We start from the raw sequence: 19,657 nt of genomic DNA on the forward strand, positions 1-19,657 counted from the left end.
AAGGCCCCGCGCATGGCCACCCGGCTGATCGACGACGTCTTCGACGCCTTGGACGAGCAGACCGTCGTGGTCCCGGGGACCGGCACCCTCGACATTGTCGTGCCCTCGCTGGCCCGCTCCCTCGCGGCCGTTCACGAGCAACGACGTGCCCTGGAAGCGCAGATCGAGGCCCTGCTGGAGGCCCACCCTCTTTCCGAGGTCCTGACGTCGCTGCCCGGCGTCGGCGTCAGGACCGCCGCAGTCCTTCTGGTCACCATCGGCGACGGCAGCTCGTTCCCGAGCGCCGCCCACCTCGCCTCCTACGCTGGCCTGGCCCCCACCACCAAGCAGTCCGGCACCTCGATCCACGGCGAACACGCACCCCGAGGCGGGAACCGGCAACTCAAACGGGCGATGTTCCTGTCCGCGTTCGCCGCCCTCCACGATCCCGCCTCACGCGCCTACTACGACAAATGCCGAGCCCGCGGCAAAACCCACACCCAAGCCCTCCTCCGCCTCGCCCGCCACCGCATCAGCGTCCTGTTCGCCATGCTCCGCGACGGCACCTACTACCAACCCAGAACCCCCCGCCTCGCTTGACGAAAGACATAGAGGCACCCCCCCGCGTCCGCCTCCCCGCCCCGCAATGGGCCGAGATCGCCGCCGTGCCCGCAGAGCGCAGACCGTCCCTGGCCGAACGTGCCGACGCTTTGCGGCGCATGGCCACCACGTGCTTTCCCGACCCCTTCCTCCTCGGCCTGGCCAGACATGCCGACAGCCAAGGCCTCGGCGGTCCGCCCGCTCCTCAAGGCCGCTGACCGGGCAATCGCACGGAGCCGTAGAGGTTGTTGACAGCCGAATGGAGCAGACCTGGTCGCAGCCACGTGGATCCGGCGGCCGGCGGAACAGCGCAATCGAGAGACGACAGCGCGTGGGTCCTCAGACGGGAGCCGGAACCGTACGCGTGCGGAATTCGGCCCCGCACCAGGCCATGAAGCGAGGCTGGATCCCACTCGCCACGACGACTGGATGGGACTCGCCGGCGTGAATGGCACGGAAATCAACACGAATTCAGTGCCACTCTTGCGAAGATTCCGATTACACAGCCATTGCGGCGAGTGACAGTTCCCACAGGCGCTCGGCGGCGTCCGGGTCGACCGCGTACGGGGCAACGCCGCCGGGGGACTTCCCCACGGCCTCGGCCGACAGCTTCTCGCCCTCGTTGTTGTCCTCGAAGTAGCGGCCCCCGATGCCTTCCATCTGGGGTGAGGTCGCGACCAGGACGCTCGTCGCAGCGCCCTGAGCGACCGTCTTGAACCGGAAGGGCGCGCCCTGGAAGGTGCCGAATTCCCCGGCCGCCGCGGCTTCGCGCAGCTGGGCGAGTTGTTCCGGCTCCATGTAGCGAGTCAGGTTCGTCCCCAGGATCACCCCGGGGTGGACGGCGTTGGCGGTGATCCCGTCGGCGGCCCAACGGTTCGTTACCCCCACCGCGAAGAGGACGTTGGCGGTCTTGGACTGCCCGTAACCGAGCCGCGGGTCGTAGGGGCGGGAGGTGAAGTTGATGTCGTCGAACTCGACAGGTGAGGCATGGTGGCCGCGGGAGCTCAGCGACACGATGCGCGCGCCGCCGGCCGCCGCGAGCGCGTCGTGCAGGCCGAACGCGAGCGCGAAGTGGCCGAGATGGTTGGACGCGAACTGCAGCTCCCAGCCATCCGCTGTGCGGCTGAGCGTGGGCAGCTGCATCACCCCGGCGTTGTTGACGAGGATGTGCAGGGGCCCCGTCCACGCACTCGTGAAGGCGGCGATCGACGCCTTGTCGGTGAGGTCGACCCGGCCGACATGGACGGCGTCGTTGCCGGTGGCCTTGCGTATGCCGGCCGCGGCCCGCTCGCCGGCCTCCGTGTCGCGGACCGCAAGGGTGACCGACGCGCCGGCCCTGGCGAGAGCGCGCGCGGTCTCGGTACCTAGGCCCGAAGCGGCGCCGGTGACCACTGCTTGCTTGCCGGAAAGGTCGACACCCTCGACGACCTCGGCGGCCGTCGACTCTTCTCCGAACGGGGTGCGGATGCGCTGGGTGGATGTCACGATCTCAAGTCCTTGTCAGTGGGGTGATCAGGGATGCGGAGCCTCGGTGGATTTGGGTTCGGATTGCATCTCGGCGAATCCGGCGAATCCGGCGAATGGCGGCCCATTTGCCGGAGAGAATGTGACTCAAGCAAGCGGCCGAACAATTCCGATCCCAAGGATCGGATCCGCCACGCCAATCCTTGGTCCGGAATCTTGCGGCAGCGGGGCGTCCACTACGCATGAGCCAGAGTAGACGAACGGTCGCCTATTGCACGCTACCAGAACCCTTGCCGCGTGGATCCACATGTGACGCCCATCCCGCATGTCACGTCCACCGACTGTCGCCGCGTGACTCCAGTCAGTGAAAAGGGTGCCCTCGGCGCGGTCGGCCCCCACCGCCCGCCGACACAACGCCGCCCCCGACGACCTCGCCCGCGTCTGACACCAGCGCACACAGCACCGCCCACCCGCTGAGCAGGAAGGGCGAACAGGTCCGAAGCTGTGTATGATCAAAAATAGGCGACCGGTCGTCTGGCATACCGACGGCGCAGCTCATGGGATCGACGCCGTAACGACCTCCTTTTCGGAGTGGCCGCCATGGCGCGGCATCGGCATGGCCACCTCGACGTGCGCACGAACGGCCCTCGACTTCGGCCATCCACCGGCCGGTACAAGGCATCCCGACTATTTCGAAGCGAGACCATGGCAAAGATCATCGTCACCTCGAACCCGTTGCAGGGGCACTTCGCCCCTCTCGCGGCGATCGCATCGGACCTCGTCGAACGTGGCCACGAGGTGGTCTTCTACACGAGCGCTCGGTTCCAGGAGCAGGTCCGGCGAACCGGGGCGCGTTTCACCCCGTTTGCGGCAGAAGTCGACCTCGACACACGTGACCTGGCCGCGCTGTACCCCGAGTACGACGAGCTCTCGCCGTTCGATCAAGCGAACTTCAACAACAAGCACCTGTTCTTCGAACCGGCTCCGCTCCACGACGCGCGCCTGCAGGAACTGCTGGCCGAGTTCCCGGCCACCGTGGTCATCGGTGAACTGTCGCTCCTGGGGACGCTGCCCATGGCTCTGAGGGCTCCCCGGCACCAGCGCCCCCTCCTGGTGCAGATCGGCATATCGGCGCCCACCTTCGAGAGCGTGGACGCCGCTCCTTACGGCCCTGGCCTACCGCCACCCACCACCGACGAGGAGCACGCCGCATACGCCGACCTACGTGCCCGGACACGGGAGATGTTCGGCGAGGTCCAGAAGTACGGCGAGGAGCTCTTCCGCTCGATGGGCGTGGATTTTCCTGACTTCTTCCTCAACGTCTGGGCCACCGTCCCGGATTACTACCTCCAACTGACCGTGCCCTCCTTCGAGTACCCGCGCGGCGACGCCCCGAAGGGCTTCCGCCTCATCGGCCCGGTCCCGTCAGGGACCAGTGCCGGTTTCGAGCGTCCCGACTGGTGGGCGGATCTGTCCTCCGGCCGACCGGTGGTCGTCGTCACCCAGGGAACCCTGGCGAACAACGACCTCTCCGAATTGCTCGTCCCCACCATCCGGGCCCTGGCGGACACCGACGCCATGGTCGTCGCCGCCACTGCTCGCCCCGACGGGCCCGACATCGTGCGGACCATGTTGGGCGGCGACGTCCCCGGCAACGTACACCTCGCCGGCTTTGTGCCCTTCGATGAACTCCTGCCGCTGTCCGACGTCCTCGTCACCAACGCCGGCTACGGTGGCGTGCACACTGCACTGCGTCATGGCGTACCTCTCGTCGTCGCCGGCGAGACGGAGGACAAACCAGAAGTTGCCGCACGGGTGGAATGGAGCGGTACAGGCGTCAACCTGCGCACCGGTCGCCCGGACATTGCAGCAGTCGGCGCCGCCGTCGAGGCCGTGCTCCATCAGCCGGGCTACCGCGATCGTGCTCGGGCGCTGCAGAGCGAAATCCTGGCATCCCGTCCCTTCGAGCGCATCGCCGAGATCGTCGAGCAGGCCTAGCCAGGTGGTCCATCACGGACACTCCTCGACACTTGGACCCTCCCCCACCTGCACTCGGTGTCGAGGTCGTCAGGGCCGGGCGACGGTACGGCGGTGGTACGGCCGCGGTACGCGTCAAGGCTTGCGAGGGCCATGAACGCCCGGACGGCGGCGATGGCCAGGCCGCGGTGAGCAGCAGCAGCGGCCCAAACGCCGAGATCCCGGCCTGACGGTGACCGTCGGACCGGGATCTCGTGGGCAGTTCGCCGGTGAACCCGTGAACCGCCTTGTTGTTGTGGACCTGAGGGGATTCGAACCCCTGACCCCCTCGATGCGAACGAGGTGCGCTACCGGACTGCGCCACAGGCCCTTGCAACGAGGAAAACTCTAGCATCCCGGTGGGGGTGCTCCGCGCCCCCGGCGCCGGGAGGTCACTCGTTGGCGGCGCGGGGGCGGTCGCGGTCGGCGTGCTGGTCGAACAGCGGGGTGCGGGAGCGGTCGCGGGAGCGGCGTGGGGTGACCGGGGCGGTGGAGAAGGTGGGCCGGGGGGCCGGGACTTCCCAGGTGTCCTCGGTGGGGACGCGCTGCTGGTCGACCCACTCGGCGTGGTCGGTCTGCTCCACGAGGGCGCGCCGGCCGGCCGTGGCGGGCTCCTCGGCGGGCGGCGTGGGCTCGGGCACGTCGGGCACGTCCGGGGCGGGCTCACGGGTCGTACGGGCCTCGCGCAGGCGCTTGGCGGCGTCGGCCGCACGGCGCTGGTCCAGCTTGACCTCGAAGCGGCGCCGTTCCTGGGCGCGCAGGTACGCGATGTAGAACGTGAGCAGCACGGCGGGGGCGGCCGGGGCCCAGAGGAACGCCACGCCGCCGACGGCGGCAACGATCATGCCCGCGGTGAAGGCCAGGAAGAGCATCGTGATGGTGCGCCGGCGGGCGGCGAGGACCTGGGCCCGCGGATTGGGCTTCTTCGCCTTCCCGGGGTTCAACGGGCCGCCGTGCTTCGCCGGCTTCCCCTGCTTCCCCACGTTCGCGCTCTGCCGGGCCTTCGGCTTCACTTCCGTCGCGGGTACGGCGAGGGCCCGGACGTCGACCGCGGGCTCCGCCTCGGCCTCCGATTCCGGGTCCGCCGTCTTGGCGTACCTGCGCTCCAGGGCCGCACGTCCGGACAGGAGCCGGATGGCGGTGCTGAAGCGTTCCGTCGGGCGCGCTTCGTTGAGCTCGTCCTGCCTACGGAGCCACATCGGCACCAAGTAGGCAGCCCAGGCCCCGACGATGACTGCGTAGATGAGGCCGCTGCTGCTCACGCATCACACGGTAGGGGGGTTCACACGGGGGGATACGCAATTTGGCGCGGTGTGTCGCACGATCTGGCTGATACTCCGAAATTTTTTTCTGATTGCGTTCAAGTCGGAGTCGGATCGGCGGTCATTTTCGAACAGACTTTTTATTTGTGAGCCGTGCCAGGTCGGGCCTGGTGCCAGCGGTGGAGCATGCCCTCCGGCACCTCCTCCGCCGTCAACGCGAAGACCAGGTGGTCACGCCAGGCTCCGTCGATATGGAGATAGCGGGGCCGCAGCCCTTCCTCGCGGAAGCCGAGTTTCTCCACCACCCGCCGGCTGGGCATGTTCTCGGGCCGGATGCAGACCTCGACGCGGTGCAGTCCCACCGCGCGGAAGCAGTGGTCCACGGAGAGCGCGACCGCGGTGGGCATGACCCCGCGCCCGGCGACGGCCTCGTCGACCCAGTAGCCGACGTGGGCGCTGCACATGGAGCCCCAGGTGATCCCGGCGACGGTGAGCTGGCCGGCGAGCCGGCCCTGGTACTCGATGACGAACGGCATCATGCGGCCCGCCGCGGCCTCGTGGCGCAGGTGCCGGACCATCTGCCGGTAGGTGGGCCGCTGGGTGAGGTGACCGGGCGGCGCCGGGGGCACGGTGGCCTCCCACGGACGCAGCCACTCGCGGTTGCGCCGGTTCACCTCGCGCCAGGCCCGCTGGTCGCGCATCCTTATCGGGCGGAGGAGGACGTCCCCGTCCGCCAGCTCGGCCGGCCAGGACCCGTTCAGCTCGGTCTCCCAGACGTAGGGTGGTCGCCGCCGTGGATCTGCTCGACGGCATGGACGAGGATCGGGGCCAGCACGGCCAGGCCGTCCTTGACGCCGCCGGTCGACCCGGGGAGGTTCACCACCAGGGTGCGCCCGGCGACACCGCAGACGCCACGTGACAGCGCGGCCGTGGGCACCTTCTCGCGGCCCGCGGCGCGCACCGCCTCGGCGACCCCGGGGACCTCGTAGTCGAGGACGGCCCGGGTGACCTCAGGGGTGCGGTCGGTGGGCGAGATGCCGGTGCCGCCGGTGGTGACCACCACGTCGTAGCCCTCCGCCACGGCCTCCCGCAGCACGCTGCCGACGGGCTCGCCGTCCGGGACGACGCGCGGGCCGTCGACGGTGAACCCCATCTCGCGCAGCCCGGCGACGACCAGCGGGCCGCCCCGGTCCTCGTAGACCCCGGCGGCCGCGCGGTTGGAGGCGGTGATCGCGAGCGCCCTCATCGGGTGCGGCTCCAGTCGCCGGACTTGCCGCCGGTCTTCTCCTCGACCCGTACGTCCGTGATGACCGCGGCCTTGTCGACGGCCTTGACCATGTCGACGACCGTGAGCGCGGCGACGGTCACCGCCGTGAGGGCCTCCATCTCGACGCCCGTGCGGTCGGTGGTCCTCACGGTGGCCGTGATGTCCACGGAGGAGTCGCCGACGGCGAGGTCGACCTTCACCCCGGAGACCGCCAGCGGGTGGCAGAGCGGGATGAGGTCGGGGGTGCGCTTGGCGCCCATGATCCCGGCGATGCGCGCGGTGGCGAGGGCGTCGCCCTTGGGCACGCCCTCGCCCCGCAGCAGCTCGATGACGCGCGGCGACACCAGGACCCGGCCGGTGGCACGGGCGGTGCGGGCGGTGACGTCCTTCTCCGAGACGTCGACCATGCGGGCCGCCCCCGCGTCGTCGATGTGCGTCAGATGCTGCTGTTCTGTCATCGGTCCGGCACTCCCACTGCTCGCCGCGTGCTCGCGTGGGCAGTAACGGTACCCGCTCAGTCGAGCAGCACGACGTCGACCTCCGAGCCCGCCGCGACCTCCGTCGTGTCCTCCGGCACCACGATCAGCGCGTTCGCGTGGGCGAGTGCCTTGACCAGGTGCGATCCGGCGCCGCCCACGGGGGTGACCCGGCCGGAGGAGGGGTCGTGGCGGCCGCGCAGGAACTGCCGCCTGCCCTTGGGCGAGGAGGTCAGCTCGCCCTCGCACACGGCCCGCACGGTCGGCCGGAACACCGGTTCCACCCCCATGAGGGTGCGGATGGCGGGCCACACGAACATCTCGAAGGAGACGTAGGCGCTGACCGGGTTGCCGGGCAGGGCGAGCAGCGGGGTGCGCTCGGGCTCCGGCGGCGCGGCCTCCGCGCCGCCGGCCTCGCCGTCGCCCTCGTCCTCGGCGCGGGCCCCGACGTCGATGAAGCCGAAGCCCTGCGGCTTGCCGGGCTGCATCGCCAGCTTGCGGAACTCGATCTCCTCGCCGAGGGCCTCCTTCACCACGTCGTACGCGCCGACACTGACGCCGCCGGTGGTGACGACGAGGTCCGCCCGGATCAGCTGGTCCTCGACGGTGGCCCGGAAGGTCTCGGCGTCGTCCGCGACGGCGCCCACCCGGTACGCCTGGGCGCCGGCCTCGCGGGCGGCGGCGGTGAGCATGAAGCTGTTGGAGTCGTGGATGCGCCCCGGGCCCAGCACCTCGCCGGGCGGGACCAGCTCGCTGCCGGTGGAGACCACGACCACCCGCGGCCGGGGCCGCACCCGTACCGTCGCCCGGCCCACGGCCGCGAGCAGGGCGATCTGCGGCGGGCCCAGCACCGTGCCGGCGCTCAGCGCCAGCTCACCCGCCGCGACGTCGCTGCCCCGGGCGCGGACGTGGTCGCCACGCCCCACGGGCCGGTAGACGCGCACCTCGCCGCCCACGGCGTCGGGGCTCCGGCTCGCCGCCGGCATGCCCACGACGGGGGCGCCGCCGGTGCCGCCGTCGGTCCACTCGACCGGCACGACGGCCTCGGCGCCGGGCGGCAGCGGGGCACCGGTCATGATCCGGGCGGTCTGCCCGGGGCCCACGGTGGGCAGTTCGCCACTGCCGGCCGCGACGTCACCGATGACGGTGAGCACGGCCGGATGTGACGCATCGGCGCCCTGGGTGTCGGTGGTGCGGACCGCGTAGCCGTCCATCGAGCTGTTCTCGAAGGGCGGCAGCGCGACCGGCACCATGACGTCCTCGACGAGGACGCACCCCTGGGCGTCGAGGAGTTGCAGCTCGATGGGTTCCAGCGGCTTCAGCTGCCGCAGGATGTTGTCGAGGTGCTCCGAGACGGACCAGACGCGGTCGGCCGTGCCACTGCTCAATCTTGCATCTCCTCGTTGACATACGTGCGCAGCCAGGACCGGAAGTCCGGCCCCAGGTCATCACGTTCGCATGCCAGTCGGACAATCGCACGCAGGTAGTCGCCGCGGTCTCCGGTGTCGTAGCGCCGGCCGGTGAAGATGACACCGTGCACGGGCCCGTCCGGGCCGTCCTCCTGGGCCAGTTCGCGCAGCGCGTCGGTCAGCTGGATCTCGCCGCCGCGGCCGGGCCGGGTCTTGCTGAGCACGGCGAAGACCGAGGGGTCCAGCACGTAGCGCCCGATGACCGCGTACGTGGAGGGGGCCTCGCCCGGCGCGGGCTTCTCGACGAGGTCGGTCACGCGCACGACGTCGTCGTCACCGGTGGGCGCTATGGCGGCGCAGCCGTAGAGGTGGATCTGGCTCGGGTCGACCTCCATCAGCGCGACGACGCTGCCGCCGTACTGCTCCTGCACCTCGATCATGCGGCCGAGCAGCGGGTCGCGGGGGTCGATCAGGTCGTCGCCCAGCAGCACCGCGAAGGGCTGGTCGCCGACGTGCGGCTCGGCGCAGAGCACGGCGTGGCCGAGGCCGCGCGGGTCGCCCTGGCGGACGTAGTGCATGGTGGCGAGGTCGCTCGACTCCTGGACCCGCGCCAGGCGGGCCTCGTCGCCCTTGGCCGTCAGCGCCGACTCGAGCTCGTAGTTGCGGTCGAAGTGGTCCTCGAGCGGCCGCTTGTTCCGGCCGGTGATCATGAGGACGTCGGAGAGGTTCGCCGCGACGGCCTCCTCGACGACGTACTGGATGGCGGGCTTGTCGACCACCGGCAGCATTTCCTTGGGCGTCGCCTTCGTGGCGGGCAGGAAACGGGTGCCAAGGCCGGCGGCAGGGATGACAGCCTTGCTGATCCGGGTACGCGCGTGAGTCATGGGGCAACGATAACCGCTGTATATGAGGTGAAGATGAAGTTCCGGTTGCTTGATGACGATAGGCGGCGGTTGCACGTCAAATGAGTGACGACGACGTTAGCAAGAGGGAATTGCGAGAACGCCTCCTCCAGGTGAGGCGCAGGTTGACGCCGGGTGACCGGACGGAGGCCGAACGGGCGATCGCGCAACACGCCGTGGGCCTGTCCGAGTTGTCACGGGCCCGGACGGTGGCCGCCTACGTGTCGATGGGCGCCGAGCCGGGCACCCGCGCGCTGCTCGACGTGCTGCGCGAGCGCGGGGTGCGGGTGCTGCTGCCGGTCCTGCTCCCCGACAACGACCTGGACTGGGCCGCCTACGAGGGTCCCGGCGCCCTGCGGCCCGCCGCCCGCGGCCTGTACGAGCCCACCGGCCCCCGCCTCGGCCCGGACGCGGTCACCGCGGCGGACGCGGTCCTGCTCCCCGGGCTGGCCGTCGACGGCCGGGGCCTGCGGCTGGGCCGCGGCGGGGGCTCGTACGACCGGGTCCTGGCCCGGCTGGACGCGGCGGGGGCGACGCCGGCACTGGTGGTGCTGCTGTACCCGCACGAGGTGCTGGACCGGGTGCCCGACGAGCCGCACGACCGGCCGGTCGACGCGGCGGTCACCCCCGGGGGCGTACGGCGTTTCGGCGACGGCTGAGGGCGGCGGCGTGCGGACCGGCAGCCGGCGGGCCGGAGACGGCAGGGGGGCGGGCCCGGCGGCCCGCCCCCCTGCCGTCATGCTCCGGCCGCGCCGGCTACGGCGTCAGCGTGAGGCTGTCCTCCGTGGCCCCGGCGACGCGCTGCTCGGTGAAGACCCACGGCAGCATCTCGCCCTTGGCCCACTTGGTCGTCTGGTCCGTGTAGTGGGAGCTGTAGGCGTGGCCCGAGGCCCCCGTCAGGTTGATCCACCGGGACTTGTCGAAGTCGTCGAGCGAGACCACCATCCGCATCGACGGCACCCAGACCACCTCGTAGCCGCCGGCCGCGTTCCAGCCGGTCGCGTTCACCGCCGCCTCGCCGCCGCCGAGCTGCCACGGGCCGCGGTTGAGCAGCCAGCGGACGAAGGCCGGACCACCGGTGCCCAGGGTCTGGTTGCGCAGTTCCAGCGTGTGGAGGCGGCCCCAGCTCCAGGTGTCGATGTTCTTGCCGAGCTTCGCGGTCAGCTCGTAGCGGGCGTCCTTCATGGCCCGGGCGAACAGCTCGTCGCGGGTGGTGCGGGTCTTGCCGCTGTCCTTGTCGTAGAAGGCCGAGGGGGAGTCCGTCCACCACGGGTTGTCCTCGTCCTTCAGGATCGTGCGCACGACCTCGAACCAGCGGTCGCCGCCGTCCGGCTGCGCCTGGTCCGCGGCGCGCCGGCCGCACTCGCGCACCAGCTTCGACTTGCCGTCGAGGTCGTCGACCGGGCCGGAGCGGTCCGCGGCCGGGACGGTCAGGCACTGGCCCTCGGGGCGAAGTTCCTTGGGCAGCTTGTTGCCGAAGGCCAGCTTGAGGATGTTGCGCCAGACGGCGTTGAAGTAGGCCGCGGGCGCGGAGTCGGAGTCCTGGTTGTAGTCCCAGCCCTCCAGCAGCTTCTGGGCGTTGCGGACGTAGTCGTCCTTGTCGTCCTTTATGTCGATCTTCAGCAGGTACGGCACCAGGAGCTTGGCGATCTCGCTGCTGTTGTCGCCCTGCATCTTCTGCATGTCGTCCATGGAGATCAGGCCGCCGTCCTTGATCTTGGACTGGATCAGGTCGTTGATCCGCTGGCTGCGGGTGCCGTAGCCCCAGTCCTGCGTGAGCAGGTAGGGGTACTCGCCCTGGTCGACCACGGCCTGGTTGGCGGTGACGATGTAGCCGCGTTCCGGGTCCGCCTCGTACGGCATCGCCGAGAAGGGGATCCATTCCTTCCACCGGTACCGCGGGTCCCAGCCGGGGGCGGGGTAGGTGCCGTCGTAGCCGCTGGCGCGGACCGGGATCCGGCCGGGGGCCTGGTAGCCGATGTGGCCCCGGTCGCCCTTGTCGTCGGCGTAGATCAGGTTCTGGGACGGGACGGCGAAGTCGCGGGCGGCGGCCCGGAACTGCTCCCAGCCGGTCGCCGCGTCCAGCTCGAAGACCGCGTCCATGGTGTTGGACGGGTCGAGCGCGGTCCAGCGCAGCGAGACCGCGTAGCCCTCGCCGCGGTCGGGCGCGGAGTTCGGCACCGGGGCGCGGTCGCCGACGCTGCGCAGCTCGGCGCTGCGGTCGGAGATGACCGGGCGGCCGTCCTCCGTGCTGCGCACGGTGATCGTGCGGTCGCCGCCGCCGGCGACCTTGATGGTCTCCTTGCGGGTCTTGAACGGCTGCTGCTTGCCGTCGTAGAGGTACGTGTCGGCGGTGACCTTCTCCAGGTAGAGGTCGGTCACGTCGGCACCGAGGTTGGTCATGCCCCAGGCGATCGACTGGTTGTGCCCGATTATCACGCCGGGCATGCCGGAGAAGGTGTAGCCGGCCACGTCGAAGGGGCAGGCCTTGCCGACGCTGGTGCAGTGCAGGCCCATCTGGTACCAGAGCGAGGGCATCTGCGGGGCCAGGTGCGGGTCGTTGGCCAGCAGCGGCTTGCCGGTGGTGGTGTGCTCGCCGGAGACCACCCAGGAATTGGATCCGATGCCGTTGCCGTTGGGGCCGAGCAGCGCGGGGATCTGGTCGAGGGTGTCGGAGAGCGAGGCCAGCTGGGACTGGACGTTCTGCGTCGCGTCGGAGGTGTCGGCGGCGTTGGTGCCGGTTCCCGTGCCCGTCCCGGTTCCTGTGCCCGTGCCCGTGCCCGTGCCGGTGCCGGTTCCTGTGCCCGATCCGGGGGTCCCGCCCGCTTCCGTGGCGGATCCCTGCGGAACGTACTCCCCGGAGACGTCGTCGACCTTGCCGCCCTCGACGATCGGCGTGTTCCGGTCGTACGGGTAGGCGGGGTAGAGCTGTTCGATCTGCTTGGGGCTCAGCCGGCTCGACAGCAGCGAGCGGTCGATCTCGTCCTGCATGTTGCCGCGCAGGTCCCAGGCCATCGCCTTGAGCCAGGCGACGGAGTCGACCGGGGTCCACTTCTCCGGCACGTAGTCGTTGCTGAACTTCAGCGCCGCGTACTCGACGGACAGGTCGGCGCCGGAATGGCCGTCCAAGTAGGCGTTGACCCCGTCCGAGTAGGCCTGGAGGTACGTCTTCGTGGCGTCCGACAGCTTGGTGTCGTACTCCTGCTGCGCGACCCGGCGCCAGCCGAGCGTGCGCAGGAACGCGTCCGTCTCGACCTGGCCGCTGCCGAACATCTCCGACAGCCGGCCGGCGGTCAGGTGCCGGCGCACGTCCATCTCGTAGAAGCGGTCCTGGGCCTGGACGTAGCCCTGGGCGCGGAACAGGTCCTCGGCGGTGTCGGCGTAGATCTGCGGGATGCCGTTGCCGTCGCGCTTCACTTGGACGGCTCCGGTCAGGCCCTTGAGCTGCAGGGTTCCGGTGGTCTGCGGGAGGGAGGCGCGGACGGTGGCGACGCTCCAGTACGACCCGTAGACGATGCCCGCCACGAGCACGAGCACGACCCCGATCACGATGAGGCGCGTGCGGCGGGACTTCTTCTTGGCGGGCATCGATGTCCTTCGAACGGCAGGGTGGACCGATTGCTAGGGGCCACCTTAGGCGTACCGGCCCGTAGCTCCCCACGCGGTGTCCTGACCTGTGGATGGAGATCGCCACAACCCCAAGCACAGGTAAAATGTTAGGTAAGGCAATGAACTTCGTTGGAAGGACCGGCTCCTGACTGTCGACCGCCTCAATGAACTCCTGCTGGTGTGCGCCCTCGTGCTGCTCATAGCGGTGGTCGCCGTGCGCCTCTCCTCGCGCAGCGGCCTCCCCAGCCTGCTCCTCTACCTGGGCATTGGGGTCGCCATAGGACAGGACGGGCTCGGAGTCGCCTTCGACAACGCCGAATTGACCCAAGTGCTGGGATATGCCGCACTTGTGGTGATTCTTGCCGAAGGTGGTCTCGGCACCCAGTGGCGGGAGATCAAACCGGCCGTCCCGGCGGCGGCGGTCCTCGCGACCCTCGGCATCGCGGTCAGCGTCGGCATCACGGCCGCGGCGGGGCACTACCTCGTCGGGTTGGACTGGCGGCAGGCGCTCCTCATCGGCGCGGTCGTCTCGTCCACCGACGCGGCGGCCGTGTTCTCGGTGCTGCGCAGGGTGCCGCTGCCGAGCCGGGTGACCGGCGTGCTCGAGGCGGAGTCCGGGTTCAACGACGCCCCGGTCGTCATCCTGGTCGTCGCCTTCTCCGAGCACTGGCCGGTGCACAACTGGGGCGTGCTGCTGGGCGAGATCGCCCTGGAGCTGGCCATCGGCGCCGCGGTCGGCCTGGCCGTCGGCATGCTCGGCGCGTTCGCCATGCGCCGCGTCGCGCTGCCCGCCTCGGGCCTCTACCCGATCGCGGTGCTGGCCATCGCCGTCCTCGCCTACGCGGGCGGCGCGCTCGCGCACGGCTCGGGCTTCCTCGCCGTGTACGTCGCCTCCGTCCTGCTCGGCAACGCCAAACTCCCGCACCGCCCCGCCACCCGGGGCTTCGCGGAGGGGCTGGCCTGGCTGGCGCAGATCGGCCTGTTCGTGCTGCTGGGCCTGCTGGTCACCCCGCACGAACTCGGCGACGACATCGTGCCGGCGCTCGTGGTCGGCCTGGTCCTGACGATGGTGGCGCGGCCGCTGTCGGTGACGGCGAGCCTGCTGCCGTTCCGCACCCCCTTCCGCGACCAGGTGCTGCTGTCCTGGGCCGGGCTGCGCGGGGCGGTGCCCATCGTCCTGGCCACGATCCCGATGGTGGCGGGCGTCCGGCAGAGCGAGCGCATCTTCAACATCGTCTTCGTCCTGGTGATCGTCTACACCCTCGTGCAGGGGCCGACGCTGCCCTGGATCGCCCGCAGGCTGCGCCTCGGGGACCCGGGGGCCGCGGAGGACCTGGGGATCGAGTCGGCGCCCCTGGAGCGGCTGCGCGGGCACCTGCTGTCGGTGCGGATCCCGCCGCGCTCGCGCATGCACGGCGTGGAGGTCAGCGAACTGCGGCTGCCGCCGGGCGCCGCGGTCACCCTCGTCGTCCGCGAGGACAGGAGCTTCGTCCCGTTGCCGACGACCGTGCTGCGGCACGGTGACGAACTCCTCGTCGTCGCCACCGACCCGGTGCGCGACAAGGCGGAGGCACGGCTGCGGGCGGTGGGACGCGGCGGCAAGCTGGCCGGATGGCTGGAATCGGGCGGTGGGGCCGGCCGTTAACATGGCTGTCGACAGTCACCACCAACTCTGTCTGATGCAGAGCTGGCGCGACCGCCCGGCGGCCGGACAGACCCGGTATCTACCTCGGTCATGCGCGAGAGGACAGCTCTCGGCGCACAGGAACGCGACCAGGCGTCCAGGGTGCGCTACCAGGCGGCGGAAAGGCCCGGCCGTGGGATCCACGGTCACTCGTACGTCCCGCTCGTCCCGTTCATCCCACTCGTCCCGTCCTGCGGGCTCCTCCGGTCATTCCCGCACCGCGGCGCGCCCCGGGTACGGGCAGCTGCTGCGCACGCCGGGCGCGTGGGCGTTCCTGCTGCCCGGCTTCGCCGCGCGCCAGCCCTTCGCGATGCTGACCATCGGCATCGTGCTGCTGGTGCAGCACACCACCGGCTCCTACGGCACCGCCGGCGCCGTCTCGGCCGTCACCGGCGTCTCCATGGCGCTGTTCGCCCCGCAGAGCGGCAAGCTGTCCGACCGCTTCGGGCAGGGCGCCGTGCTGCTGCCGGGGGTGCTCGTCCACTCGGCGGCCGGGACACTGCTCGCCGTGCTCGCGCTGGCGCACGCCCCACTGTGGGCGCTCCTGGCGGTGGCGGTGCCGACCGGCGCCTCGGTGCCGCAGGTCGGGCCCATGGTGCGGGCCCGCTGGGCGGCCGCGCTGCCGGCCGGGTCGCCGCTGCTGCAGACGGCGGCGGCCTTCGAGTCGGTCACCGACGAGTTCACCTTCGTCATCGGGCCCGTCCTGGCCACGGCACTGGCCACCGGGGTGCACCCGGCGGCCGGGCTGCTGTCCGAGGCCGTGCTGACGCTGGCCGGCGGCCTGCTCTTCGCCGCGCAGCGGCGGAGCGCGCCCGCTCCGTCCCGGGACGTCGCGGGGGCCCGGAAGCGTGAGGTCTCGGCGATGAGCGTGCCGGGCGTGCGCGTGCTGGCCGTGGCCTTCCTCGGGATCGGCGCCGTCTTCGGCGGCATGCAGGTCTCCATGACGGCCTTCACGGAGGAGATCGGCCGGCCCGGCATCAACGGCCTGCTCTACGGGACCTTCGCGGCCGGCAACATGCTCGCGGGCATCGCCTGCGGCGCGGTCGCCTGGAAGTCCGGGCCCAAGAAGCGCATGGTCGCCGGCTACACGGCACTGACCCTGGCCACCTCGATGCTGTGGGCGGCGCACGCCGTGCCGCTGCTGGGCGGGCTCGGGCTCCTGGTCGGGCTCACCATCGCCCCGGCGCTGATCACCGGCTACACCCTGGTCGAGTCGCTGGTGCCCGCGGGGATCCGCACGGAGGCGTTCACCTGGCTGACCGGCGCGGTCGCGCTGGGCCAGGCGGCGGCCGCCACGGCCGCCGGGCGGCTGGCCGACGGGCTGGGGGCGAGTGCCGGGTTCACCGTGCCGCTCGTGGGCACCGGGCTGGCGCTCGTCACGTTGCTGGCACTGCGCGAACGGCTCGTCCCGAGGCCGTCCGAAGTGGTGGCGGCACGCGGCGACGGGACCGGCCACGGCAGTGGCATCGGTCACCGAGAGCCGGTCACGGTGGACTGACGCCGCGGAATACTGCACTATTGACCGTCGTTAGCACTCACTGAGTCAGAGTGCCAGGAGGAGCAAGTGCCGACGTACCAGTACCAGTGCACCGCCTGCGGCGAGGGCCTCGAGGCGGTGCAGAAGTTCACCGATGACGCGCTGACCGAGTGCCCGGCGTGCAACGGCCGGCTCCGCAAGGTCTTCTCCGCGGTGGGCGTCGTCTTCAAGGGATCCGGCTTCTACCGGACGGACAGCCGCGGCTCGTCGTCCAGCAGCACGCCGGCCGCCAAGAGCGGGGGCTCGGAGTCGAAGTCCTCGGAGTCGAAGTCCTCTTCGGACTCCAAGAGCAGCGGTTCCGCCGGCGCCGGCAGCGGCTCCTCCAGCGGTTCCTCCAGCTCGGCGAGCACCTCGGCCGCCTGAGCGGAGCCACCGGCACCCTCGCCTGGTGAAGGCCCCCGTCGCGGGCGACGGGGGCCTTCGGCGTGCCCGCACGGGCTGCTCCGTGCGCGCCGGGCGCTCCGTGCGCGCTGCCGGCTTCGTGCCCACGGCCGGTTTCGTGCTGCAGCGCCGAGGCCTCCGGTCGCAGACTGGAGACATGCTGAGTGGTTGGGTCGTCGACCGGCCCGGGCCCATGATCACGGAGCCACTGGTACGCGTCGGGCGCCCCAAGCCGGTGCCGGGACCGGGCGAACTGCTGCTGCGCGTGGAGGCGTGCGGCGTGTGCCGTACCGACCTGCACCTGGCGGAGGGGGACCTGCCGCCGCGGCGCCGCGAGACCATTCCCGGGCACGAGGTGGTCGGGCGGGTGATCGGCACCGGTGAACTCGTCAGCCGCTTCGCCGAGGGCGACCGGGTGGGCGTCGCCTGGCTCCGCGGCACGTGCGGCACGTGCGCCTACTGCCTGACCGGCCGCGAGAACCTCTGCCCGTACTCGCTCTACACCGGCTGGGACGCCGACGGCGGCTTCGCGGACTTCACCTCCGTGCCCGAGGACTACGCCTACGCCCTGCCCGAGGACACCGACGGCCACGACGCCGTGCACCTGGCGCCCCTGCTGTGCGCGGGCATCATCGGCTACCGCGCCCTGCGCCGCAGCGACCTGCCGGCCGGCGGTCGGCTGGGCATCTACGGCTTCGGCGCCTCTGCGCACATCGCCGCCCAGGTCGCGCTGGCCGAGGGGGCCACCGTGCACGTGCTGACCCGCTCCGGACAGGCGCGGGAACTCGCGCTGGAACTCGGTGCCGCGTCCGCGGGAGCGGCGGCGGAACGGCCACCGGAGCCCTTGGACTCGGCCATCCTCTTCGCGCCGGTCGGCGACCTGGTGCCACCGGCCCTGGAGGCCCTCGACCGGGGCGGGACCCTCGCGATCGCCGGCATCCACCTCACCGACGTCCCGGCACTGAACTACCAGCGCCATCTGTTCCAGGAGCGCACTTTGCGCAGCGTCACCTCCAACACACGGCAGGACGGACAGGAGTTCCTGGACCTGGTCGCCAGGATCGGGATCCGGGTGACCGCCACCCCGTACCCCCTGGACCACGCGGACCGAGCGCTCTCCGACCTGGCCGCCGACCGCGTCAACGGTGCGGCGGTGCTGGTCCCGGACTGAGAGGTGGGGACGGGGCGGGGGCAGGGGCCGACCGGGTGGAGCCGGCGCCGGGGCGCAGCGCCGGCCGTTCCGACAGCGACACCGTCAGCGACACCGACAAGGAGTCACCGCCATGGACACCAGCCACGGACCGGTCGTGGTCGGCACGGACGGCTCGCCCCGCGCCACCGCCGCGGTGATGTGGGCCGCCGGTGAGGCCGTGCTGCGCGATCGGCCGCTGCACATCCTGCACGCGGCCGGTCTCGAGTCCCGTTCCGGCAGGAACCTGTCTCCCGAGACCGCACAGCTGGTCCTCGACGGCGGCCGCGCGCTGCTGGACGAGGCGGCGGCCTCCGCCACCGCCCGCTACCCGGACCTCGCTGTCTCCACCGCACTCGACAAGGGCAAGCCCACGGACACCTTGCTGGACCAGTCGGGGTCCGGGGGCCTGACCGTCGTCGGCTGCCGTGGAGGCGGTGGCTTCCACGCGCTGCTGCTGGGCTCGGTCGGGCTGCGGGTGGCGGCCCATGCACATGGGCCCGTGGTCGTCGTGCGGGGCAGCGAGCAGCCGTCGACGGGTGTCGTCCTGGTCGGGCTCCGGGGCGAGACCGACCTGGCCACCGTGCGCTTCGCCGCCGACGAGGCACGGCTGCGGAAGGCCACCCTGCGCCTGCTGACCGCATGGAGCCTGCTCGGCGCGGTGGGCGAGATGGTGCCGGGGCTGGACGACGCCACGTCGGTCGGCGACCGGGAGGCAGCGGCCGAACAGCACGTCGCCGCCACGATCCGCGAGGAGTACCCGGACCTCACCGTGACCGTGGACCTGGTCAAGGCCTCCTCCGCGAGCGGCGCCCTGGTGAACGCCTCCGCCCACGCCGACCTGCTCGTCGCGAGTGCCCGGCGCCGGCAACACGCCGGCGGCCGGCTGGCCCATGTCACCCACGCCGTGCTCCACCACGCACACTGCCCCGTGGCGGTCTTCCACGGCTGACGTGCCCGCGACTGCCACGAGGGCCGCGCCGACCGCGCCCGATCAACCGCCCCCGAGCGACCGCAGGCTGAATCCGCGACGGCTCCGGCAGCTCCTGCTCTAGACGGTGCGTATGAGGCTGCCGGTGACGTGGGTCGGCACGATGCGTATCCACAGATCGTCCTCACCCACGGACCACGGGCCGGGGTGGGTCTCCAGCGCGCGGGCGTCCTCGGGATCGACAACACGCTCGGCGACCCCGAGGACCAGCACGCTCCATCCCGCGCTGAGACAGGCGTCGAGCTGGTCGACCTCGAAGGCGACCTCGATTCCTTCGGCCAGGGACGGAGGCGCGTCCGCGGCCGTGCGGTAGACGATGGCACCGCCGACGACCGCGTAGTTCACCGGGACGACCGCGGGGTGGCCGCCCCCGGTGGTGAGCGCGATCCGGCCGACGTCCTGGCCGGACAGCCGGGTCCAGCACTCCTCCGAGGGCATCTCCCCCATCACCGGCGGACCGGCCGGCTCCGCCTCGCCGGGCACGTGCTCGGCGTCACCCCCCAGCAGATGACTCGCGGTGGTCCTCAACGCGCCTGCGAGCCGGAGCAGGGCGTTGGTGCCGATGGTGTGGTGGCACTGCTCCTCCACGTAGCGCACGTAGCTGGGCGTCATTCCGGCCTTGGCGGCCACTTCCTCACGGCTGAGCCCCAGCTGTTCCCGCCGCTGCGCGACGCGGCGGCTGACGTCCCCCGGATGGGCTCTCGACCTCTCGGACGGGCCGTCGCGCAATGACTGACCGGGCACGTCGACCACCTCCCACTCTCGGGCTCGGACGCTTCGTTTCGTTATGAGCAAGCACACCACCGCGGACGCCGCACCGCCAGACCCGTCCGGCCCATCCGCTCGAACGGGCGACCGAGTTATCCACAACCCCTCGGTTATCCACAGGCC

Annotated in this window: 17 protein-coding genes and 1 tRNA gene; 8 read left to right on the forward strand and 10 right to left on the reverse strand. The window is 71.3% G+C overall.

The window, feature by feature from the left end; translation table 11 throughout:
- Positions 1-579: transposase (locus ABZ479_RS09465; RefSeq protein ID WP_500460941.1), on the forward strand; the 579-nt coding region annotated here is incomplete at its 5' end.
- 498 nt (positions 580-1,077) lie between these two features.
- On the opposite strand, the gene ABZ479_RS09470 is transcribed toward ABZ479_RS09465, so the two are convergent.
- Positions 1,078-2,064 carry an SDR family NAD(P)-dependent oxidoreductase gene (locus tag ABZ479_RS09470; protein WP_500460943.1) on the reverse strand — a complete coding sequence of 329 codons (987 nt, stop codon included), beginning with the start codon at positions 2,062-2,064 and terminating at the stop codon, positions 1,078-1,080.
- Between the two features lie 684 nt (positions 2,065-2,748).
- Here ABZ479_RS09470 and ABZ479_RS09475 point away from each other — a divergent pair.
- Complete coding sequence (locus ABZ479_RS09475; RefSeq protein ID WP_500460945.1) at positions 2,749-4,041, forward strand: glycosyltransferase; 1,293 nt, start codon at positions 2,749-2,751, stop codon at positions 4,039-4,041.
- Between the two features lie 275 nt (positions 4,042-4,316).
- On the opposite strand, the gene ABZ479_RS09480 is transcribed toward ABZ479_RS09475, so the two are convergent.
- The 7 genes from ABZ479_RS09480 to galU all read right to left on the reverse strand — a co-directional run bounded on the left by ABZ479_RS09480 (position 4,317) and on the right by galU (position 9,357).
- Positions 4,317-4,390: transfer RNA gene (locus ABZ479_RS09480), tRNA-Ala, on the reverse strand.
- Positions 4,391-4,451: 61 nt separating this feature from the next.
- Positions 4,452-5,321 carry a divisome protein SepX/GlpR gene (gene sepX, locus ABZ479_RS09485; protein ID WP_500460946.1) on the reverse strand — a complete coding sequence of 290 codons (870 nt, stop codon included), beginning with the start codon at positions 5,319-5,321 and terminating at the stop codon, positions 4,452-4,454.
- Positions 5,322-5,461: 140 nt separating this feature from the next.
- A complete protein-coding gene (locus tag ABZ479_RS09490; protein ID WP_499600285.1) occupies positions 5,462-6,082 on the reverse strand; it encodes a GNAT family N-acetyltransferase in 621 nt (206 codons plus the stop codon).
- Positions 6,079-6,567: a MogA/MoaB family molybdenum cofactor biosynthesis protein gene (locus tag ABZ479_RS09495; protein WP_500460947.1), complete on the reverse strand. Its 489-nt coding sequence runs from the start codon at positions 6,565-6,567 to the stop codon at positions 6,079-6,081. The genes ABZ479_RS09490 and ABZ479_RS09495 overlap by 4 nt, the downstream gene beginning before the upstream one ends.
- Entirely contained in the window at positions 6,564-7,046 is a 483-nt protein-coding gene (gene moaC, locus ABZ479_RS09500; RefSeq protein ID WP_500460948.1) for a cyclic pyranopterin monophosphate synthase MoaC, read from the reverse strand. The genes ABZ479_RS09495 and moaC overlap by 4 nt, the downstream gene beginning before the upstream one ends.
- 56 nt (positions 7,047-7,102) lie before the next feature.
- On the reverse strand, positions 7,103-8,452 hold the full coding sequence (locus ABZ479_RS09505; protein ID WP_500460949.1) for a molybdopterin molybdotransferase MoeA: 1,350 nt from the start codon (positions 8,450-8,452) through the stop codon (positions 7,103-7,105).
- Positions 8,449-9,357, reverse strand: a complete 909-nt coding sequence (gene galU, locus ABZ479_RS09510) for a UTP--glucose-1-phosphate uridylyltransferase GalU (protein ID WP_500460950.1) — start codon at positions 9,355-9,357, stop codon at positions 8,449-8,451. Before galU ends, ABZ479_RS09505 begins: the two co-directional genes overlap by 4 nt.
- Before the next feature lie 80 nt (positions 9,358-9,437).
- Between galU and ABZ479_RS09515 the strand changes: the two genes are divergently transcribed.
- Complete coding sequence (locus ABZ479_RS09515; RefSeq protein WP_500460951.1) at positions 9,438-10,034, forward strand: 5-formyltetrahydrofolate cyclo-ligase; 597 nt, start codon at positions 9,438-9,440, stop codon at positions 10,032-10,034.
- A 97-nt stretch (positions 10,035-10,131) separates the two neighbouring features.
- Here the strand turns inward: ABZ479_RS09515 and ABZ479_RS09520 are convergent, their stop codons facing one another.
- Positions 10,132-12,963 carry a penicillin acylase family protein gene (locus ABZ479_RS09520; RefSeq protein ID WP_500460952.1) on the reverse strand — a complete coding sequence of 944 codons (2,832 nt, stop codon included), beginning with the start codon at positions 12,961-12,963 and terminating at the stop codon, positions 10,132-10,134.
- Positions 12,964-13,129: 166 nt separating this feature from the next.
- Between ABZ479_RS09520 and ABZ479_RS09525 the strand changes: the two genes are divergently transcribed.
- The 5 genes from ABZ479_RS09525 to ABZ479_RS09545 all read left to right on the forward strand — a co-directional run bounded on the left by ABZ479_RS09525 (position 13,130) and on the right by ABZ479_RS09545 (position 18,727).
- On the forward strand, positions 13,130-14,629 hold the full coding sequence (locus tag ABZ479_RS09525) for a potassium/proton antiporter (protein WP_499600284.1): 1,500 nt from the start codon (positions 13,130-13,132) through the stop codon (positions 14,627-14,629).
- Between the two features lie 283 nt (positions 14,630-14,912).
- The gene (locus ABZ479_RS09530) at positions 14,913-16,166 is read left to right on the forward strand and encodes an MFS transporter (protein ID WP_500461278.1); all 1,254 of its coding nucleotides are present in this window, start codon (positions 14,913-14,915) and stop codon (positions 16,164-16,166) included.
- A gap of 66 nt (positions 16,167-16,232) precedes the next feature.
- Positions 16,233-16,568 (forward strand): FmdB family zinc ribbon protein, encoded by a 336-nt coding sequence (locus ABZ479_RS09535; RefSeq protein WP_500460953.1) that lies wholly within the window; start codon positions 16,233-16,235, stop codon positions 16,566-16,568.
- 175 nt (positions 16,569-16,743) lie between these two features.
- Positions 16,744-17,757, forward strand: coding sequence for a zinc-dependent alcohol dehydrogenase family protein (locus tag ABZ479_RS09540; RefSeq protein WP_500460954.1), 1,014 nt, complete (start codon positions 16,744-16,746; stop codon positions 17,755-17,757).
- A gap of 112 nt (positions 17,758-17,869) precedes the next feature.
- Positions 17,870-18,727: a universal stress protein gene (locus ABZ479_RS09545; protein WP_500460955.1), complete on the forward strand. Its 858-nt coding sequence runs from the start codon at positions 17,870-17,872 to the stop codon at positions 18,725-18,727.
- Between the two features lie 99 nt (positions 18,728-18,826).
- Here the strand turns inward: ABZ479_RS09545 and ABZ479_RS09550 are convergent, their stop codons facing one another.
- Positions 18,827-19,510 carry a helix-turn-helix domain-containing protein gene (locus tag ABZ479_RS09550; protein WP_500460956.1) on the reverse strand — a complete coding sequence of 228 codons (684 nt, stop codon included), beginning with the start codon at positions 19,508-19,510 and terminating at the stop codon, positions 18,827-18,829.
- Between the last annotated feature and the right edge of the window lie 147 nt (positions 19,511-19,657).

The organism is Streptomyces sp. NPDC005722 (assembly GCF_040630935.1).
Lineage (GTDB): Bacteria > Actinomycetota > Actinomycetes > Streptomycetales > Streptomycetaceae > Actinacidiphila.

Coding starts and splice junctions, on each gene's coding strand:
- ABZ479_RS09475 (WP_500460945.1), top strand. CDS start 2,749: ATGGCAAAGATCATCGTCACCTCGAACCCGTTGCAGGGGCACTTCGCC.
- ABZ479_RS09495 (WP_500460947.1), bottom strand. CDS start 6,567: ATGAGGGCGCTCGCGATCACCGCCTCCAACCGCGCGGCCGCCGGGGTC.
- moaC (WP_500460948.1), bottom strand. CDS start 7,046: ATGACAGAACAGCAGCATCTGACGCACATCGACGACGCGGGGGCGGCC.
- galU (WP_500460950.1), bottom strand. CDS start 9,357: ATGACTCACGCGCGTACCCGGATCAGCAAGGCTGTCATCCCTGCCGCC.
- ABZ479_RS09515 (WP_500460951.1), top strand. CDS start 9,438: ATGAGTGACGACGACGTTAGCAAGAGGGAATTGCGAGAACGCCTCCTC.
- ABZ479_RS09520 (WP_500460952.1), bottom strand. CDS start 12,963: ATGCCCGCCAAGAAGAAGTCCCGCCGCACGCGCCTCATCGTGATCGGG.
- ABZ479_RS09540 (WP_500460954.1), top strand. CDS start 16,744: ATGCTGAGTGGTTGGGTCGTCGACCGGCCCGGGCCCATGATCACGGAG.
- ABZ479_RS09545 (WP_500460955.1), top strand. CDS start 17,870: ATGGACACCAGCCACGGACCGGTCGTGGTCGGCACGGACGGCTCGCCC.